The organism is Brevibacterium picturae, assembly GCF_030453725.1.
Classification (GTDB): Bacteria; Actinomycetota; Actinomycetes; order Actinomycetales; family Brevibacteriaceae; genus Brevibacterium; species Brevibacterium sandarakinum_A.
The window spans coordinates 1-5514 of record NZ_JAKDJU010000184.1 but is presented as its reverse complement, the minus strand read 5'-3'; the positions used below and the strand labels follow the sequence as shown (position 1 = coordinate 5514).

Annotated in this window: 4 protein-coding genes and 1 riboswitch; of the genes, 1 reads left to right on the top strand and 3 read right to left on the bottom strand. The window is 66.0% G+C overall.

Features of this window, described 5'->3' with window-relative positions; genetic code table 11:
- From L0G76_RS13625 to L0G76_RS13615, 3 genes are all read right to left on the bottom strand, one after another.
- A partial coding sequence (locus tag L0G76_RS13625) for an aminomethyltransferase family protein (RefSeq protein ID WP_487247009.1) occupies nucleotides 1-566 on the bottom strand: 566 nt, incomplete at its 3' end.
- A complete protein-coding gene (gene gcvP / locus L0G76_RS13620; protein ID WP_304357714.1) occupies nucleotides 566-3517 on the bottom strand; it encodes an aminomethyl-transferring glycine dehydrogenase in 2952 nt (983 codons plus the stop codon). The genes L0G76_RS13625 and gcvP, both read right to left, overlap by 1 nt.
- Nucleotides 3518-3633: 116 nt before the next feature.
- A riboswitch (glycine riboswitch) is annotated at nucleotides 3634-3757 on the bottom strand.
- Nucleotides 3758-4048: 291 nt separating this feature from the next.
- Nucleotides 4049-4849: an SDR family oxidoreductase gene (locus L0G76_RS13615; RefSeq protein ID WP_304357713.1), complete on the bottom strand. Its 801-nt coding sequence runs from the start codon at nucleotides 4847-4849 to the stop codon at nucleotides 4049-4051.
- Nucleotides 4850-4968: 119 nt separating this feature from the next.
- Between L0G76_RS13615 and L0G76_RS13610 the strand changes: the two genes are divergently transcribed.
- Nucleotides 4969-5514 (top strand): DUF1990 family protein (locus L0G76_RS13610; protein ID WP_304357712.1); only part of this gene is annotated, 546 nt, incomplete at its 3' end.

Sequence of the window (5514 nt, the reverse complement as noted above, 5' to 3'; positions counted from 1 at the left end):
TCCGCCGAGGTGGTGCTGGGCCCGAATTCCCCATGTGCACCCTCGTCGAGGGCACGGAGGATGATGGCCTCGGAGTTCGGCCCCTGCACCGCGATGAGTGCCGTGTCCTCGGATTCGTCGAGGAGCCTGGCGTCGGCCCCGGGAGACTCCACTTGCAGGAAGGCCTGCAGGCGTTCCTTCAGGGTCGCGACGACGGTCGGAGTGTTCGAGGCGTTGGGGACGATGAGGAACTCTTCGTCGCCGATGCGGTAGGTGATGAGGTCGTCGAGGAGGTAACCGGCGTCGTTGACGAGCACACCGTATTTGGCCTTGCCGATCTTCATCTTCGAGTACTTGGCCACGAGGGCGTAGTCGAGGAATGCTGCGGCGTCGGAGCCGGTGAGGCGCACCTCGCCCATGTGGGAGAGGTCGAAGATTCCTGCGGCCTCACGCACAGCACGGTGCTCGGCCAGTTCCGACCCGTACTTCAACGGCATGTCCCATCCGCCGAAGTCGGTGAAGGAGGCACCCAGCTGCGCGTGGATGCCGTGCAGCGGGGTCTCGCGCGTCGAATTCTCGGTACTCATCAGTCGTCCTCTTCCTCGTTGACTTCGAAGGCCTCTGGCGGTGGGCAGGTGCACACCAGGTTGCGGTCGCCATAGGCACCGTCGATGCGGCTGACCGGCGGGAAGTACTTGGTTGCCTTCAGCCCCTTGACCGGGAACACGGCGGTCTCGCGGGAGTACTCGGCATCCCAGTCATCCATCACCACGGTCGCCGGGTGCGGGGCCCCGGCCAGCGGCGACTCCTCGTAGGAATACTTGTCGCCGATCGAATCGATCTCGGCGCGGATGACGATCATGGCCTCGATGAAGCGGTCGAGTTCGGCCTTGTCCTCGGATTCGGTCGGTTCGACCATGAGGGTGCCCGGCACCGGGAACGCCAGGGTCGGGGCGTGGAAGCCGAAGTCGATGAGGCGCTTGGCCACATCCTCGGCGGTGACCCCGGACTTCGCGGTAGCTTCGCGCAGGTCGAGGATCGTCTCGTGGCCGACGAGCCCGTGCTCACCCGAGTAGAGGATGGGGAACACATCGTGGAGCTTGGCCGCCAGGTAGTTCGCGCCGAGAAGCGCGGCGTGGGAGGCTTCCTTCAGTCCGTCGCCGCCCATGAGCTCGAGGTAGGCGAGGCTGATCGGCAGGACGCCGGCGGAACCGAACATCGATGCGGAGATCGGCAGTTCGTGGGCGTCCTCGTCTCCGGCCACGAGTTCCGCCGAGGTGGGGTCGCCGGGCAGGTACGGGGCGAGGTGTTCGCGCACCGCGACCGGCCCGACTCCGGGACCACCACCGCCGTGGGGGATGCAGAAGGTCTTGTGCAGGTTGAGGTGGGAGACGTCGCCGCCGAATTCGCCGGGCTTGGCCAGCCCGACCATGGCGTTGAGGTTCGCGCCGTCGAGGTAGACCTGGCCGCCCGCGGCGTGGATCTTCTCGCACACATCCCGGATCTCGGATTCGAAGATGCCGTTGGTCGACGGGTAGGTGATCATGATCGCGGCGAGCTTGTCCGCGTTCTTCTCGAGCTTCGCGTCGAGGTCGGCCATGTCGACCGATCCGTCTTCGGCAGTCGCGATGACCTGGACCTTGAGTCCGGCCAGGACCGCCGAGGCGGCGTTGGTGCCGTGGGCAGACTGCGGGATGAGGACCACGTCGCGGTCGGATTCGCCGTTGGCGACGTGGAAGTTGCGGATCGCGAGCAGTCCGGCCAGCTCACCCTGGGAGCCGGCGTTGGGCTGCAGGGACACACGGTCGTAGCCGGTGACCTCGACGAGCGAGTTCTCCAGGCGGGTGATGAGCGTGCGCCAACCGTGGGTCTGCTCGACCGGGGCGAAGGGGTGGATGGAGGCGAATTCCGGCCAGGTGATGGGTTCCATCTCGGCCGCGGCGTTGAGCTTCATCGTGCACGAGCCCAGCGGGATCATCGTCCGGTCCAGCGCCAGGTCACGGTCGGCCAGAGTGCGCAGGTAGCGCATCATCGAGGTCTCGGAGCCGTGTGCACTGAAGATCGGGTGGGTGAGGAACTCGGTCTCGCGGTGGAAGGCAGCGTCGAAGGCAGGGGTGGGTACGTGGTTGGCTCCGAATGTCCCCGCCGAGGCGGCTTCGAAATTCGCCTCGTCGACCCGGGCGATGATTCCCAGGGATTCGAGCAGGCCGTTGGCATCGGCGACCGTGTGGGGTTCGCCGAACGAGACGCCGATGGTGTCGGCGTCGATGACGCGGATGTTGAAGCCGGCGCGTTCGGCGACGACTCGGGCTGCCTCTGCGTCGCTGACGCGGATGGCCACGGTGTCGAAGAAGTCACGGCTGAGAACCTCGGCGCCGGGGGCGGTGTCTGCAGCACCCGCGAAGGCCTGGGTCAGGCGGTGGATGCGGGAGGCGATGCGGGTCAGGCCGATGGGGCCGTGGTAGACGGCGTACATGGAGGCGACGTTGGCCAGCAGCGCCTGGGCGGTGCAGATGTTGGACGTGGCCTTCTGGCGGCGGATGTGCTGTTCACGGGTCTGCAGGGCCAGGCGGTAGCCGGGCTTGCCCTGGGCGTCCTTGGAGACTCCGACGAGGCGGCCGGGCAGCTGGCGCTGGAGGCCGGACTTCACGGCCATGAACCCGGCGTGGGGTCCGCCGAAGAACAGGGGGACGCCGAAGCGCTGGGCGGAACCGACGGAGATGTCGGCGCCCTGGGAGGCAGGGTCCTTGAGCAGGGTCAGGGCCAGGAGGTCGGCGTCGAAGGTCACCAGGGCGCCGCGGTCGTGGGCGCCGGTCACGGCCTCGGTGAAGTCGCGGATGACACCGGTGGTGCCGGGCTGGGCGCAGACGATGCCGAAGATGTCTTCGCCCACGAGGCCTTCGGCCAGGTCAGCGACGGTGATGCGGAAGTCCATGGCCTTCGCACGGGCACGGACGACGGCGATGGTCTGCGGGTGGAGTTCGGAGTCGAGGACGACGGTTGTCCCCTTCTTCACGGCCCGACGCATGAGGAGGACCGCCTCGGCGACGGCGGTGGCCTCGTCGAGGAGGGAGGCGTTGGCGATGTCGAGGCCGGTGAGGTCCTGGACGACCTGCTGGAAATTCAGCAGCGCTTCGAGGCGACCCTGGGAGATTTCCGGCTGGTAGGGGGTGTAGGCGGTGTACCAGGCGGGGTTCTCGACCAGGTTGCGGCGGATGACGGCCGGGGTGATCGTGTCGTAGTAGCCCTGGCCGATCATCTGCTTGCGCATGACGTTCTGCCCGGCGATGGAGCGGAGGTCATCGAGGACCTCGGCTTCGGAGCGGCCCGTGGGCAGGTCGAGTCCGTCGATCTGGATGGATTCCGGGACGGCTGCATTGGAGAGAGCTTCGAGGGAGTCGTAGCCGAGTTCGGCCAGCATGGCCTGGGTGTCGTCGGCGCGGGGCCCGATGTGCCGGTCGGAGAAGGGGCGTTCGGTGTCCCCTGTGGGGGCCGTGGTGTGCGCGAGTGAACTTGTGTGGGCGAGTGAACTGGTCATTGCCGTCCTCGGGTCGGTGTCGCGCCCACCTTCGGAGGACGCACTGAGCAGTGGTGGTCCTCCCCGTTCTGTCGGACCTTCAGCGCGCGAGCGCGGTGGCGGTCCTTCAGATATGCCTGCAATCGGTGGTACTGGGCCTGAGAGTTTCCCGGGGAGGGAATTGCACCTACGGCGCTGCACAGTGCGTTTGCGGCAACTTAAGCAGTTGCGGCAGCTGAGCAGCTCTCCCACGTCATGTCTTAACGGCAGTATGAACTTATGGGGCTATATACCTATAACCTGTGTGGCTATGAACTTGTCTGCGTGCGTGGTCACTGATGGCCATGCACTTACGGGGCCAAGTCTAGTGGCTGCGATCACGGCGGACAAACACCGTGATGGGGGCCCACCCATCACGACATCTGTCCCCCCGCCGTCTCGGTGCCGTCCCGGTGCCATCCCGGATTTCGAGGGAGAAGAATGTTGGTTTTCTGCTGTCTTCCCACGTTCTGTTCCCTCGAAATCCGGCGACTGTCTATGCGTTTCCGCTGTCTATGCGTTTCCGCCGGCGGTGATGACGCCGCCGTCGGCGGTGAGCACCTGCGCGGTGATCCAATCCGCGTCGGACGAGGCCAGGTAGGCCACGGCGCCGGCGATGTCCTCGGGAGTTCCGAGTCGCTTGGCCGGGTAGGCGGAGGCCACTTCCTCTTCCTTTCCTTCGTACAGCGCGGTGGCGAAGTTCGTCTTCACGACTGCCGGGGCGACGGCATTCACCCGGACGTCCGGTCCGAGTTCGACGGCCAGCGATTTGGTCAGGTGAGAGACCGCTGCCTTCGAGATGCCGTAGAAGGAGATGCCGGGGCTGGGGACCTGACCGGCCACAGAGGAGATGCTCACGACCCGCCCCTTGTTCTCGCGGAAGCCCAGCTTCTCGTGATGGACTGCCTCCTGCACCCAGGCGAGCGTGCCGATGACGTTGACGTCGAGGATCTTGCGAGCAGCGTCGAGATCGATGTCGACGAGCGGACCGTAGACCGGGTTGATGCCCACGTTCGTCACGAGCACGTCGAGGCGGCCGAACTTCTCCGCGATCGTGTCGAAGACCTCCGTGCGGTGGGCGGGATCGTCGGACTTCCCGGCGATGGCCAGGGCAGTGCCGTCGGGGAACTGTGCGACCGCCTCGGCGAGGGCATCGGGTTTGCGTGCGGTGAGGACGACGGTGGCGCCCTCGGCTTGCAGTCGCTTCGCGACACCGAGTCCGATGCCGCGGCTGGCACCTGTGATGAGTGCGACCTGACCGCTGAATCGCTTGCCGAGGTGGTTCTGCGCGTCCGTGCTGGCCTGCTCTGTCATGTGTGAACTCCGTCGTTCGTGAAGGAAACCGAGCGTTCGCTCAGTACTGTGTTTGTATCGTAGGCAGGAGCGGGCGACGATCACAAGGAGAAGTTGCCCGGAAGCACGAGGAGTTTGGGATGAACCAGCTGGAGCACACCCTCGACCTGGGCCCTGCGGATCTGTTTCCGGTGGCGCGTGAGGCGATTCTGACGTGGAAGCTGCAGGAATCTGCCGGTGTCATCGCGCGGCCTGTGCGTCGTGTGCGGGTCGGTCAGGTCGTCGATCTCTGGCTCAATCCGGTCTGGCCACGGTCTGCCGTGCGGTTGCGCGGGCGTGACCTCGCGGTCCCGGTCGGGACCTGCGAGGTCGTTGAGGTCATCGATACGGCGGGGACCGAGACGGAGGGGGCTGCCCCCGAAGAATTCGGCGCTGACAATGTGAGTGCCGAACAGGCGGCCGGATTCGTCTATCGCACTCTGCCGGGGCATTTGGAATCCGGCGAACAGACCTTCCTTGTATTCGTCGGAACGAACGGTCGCCTCGGCGTCTCCATCAGTTCCCAATCTGTCCCGGGCCACCCGCTGCTGCGGGCCGTCGCGCCGATGTCGGTCGCGGCGCAGAAGATGATGGCCAGACGTTACGCCAATGGGCTCAAGCAGCTGCTTCAGCAGCAGGGCAGTCCG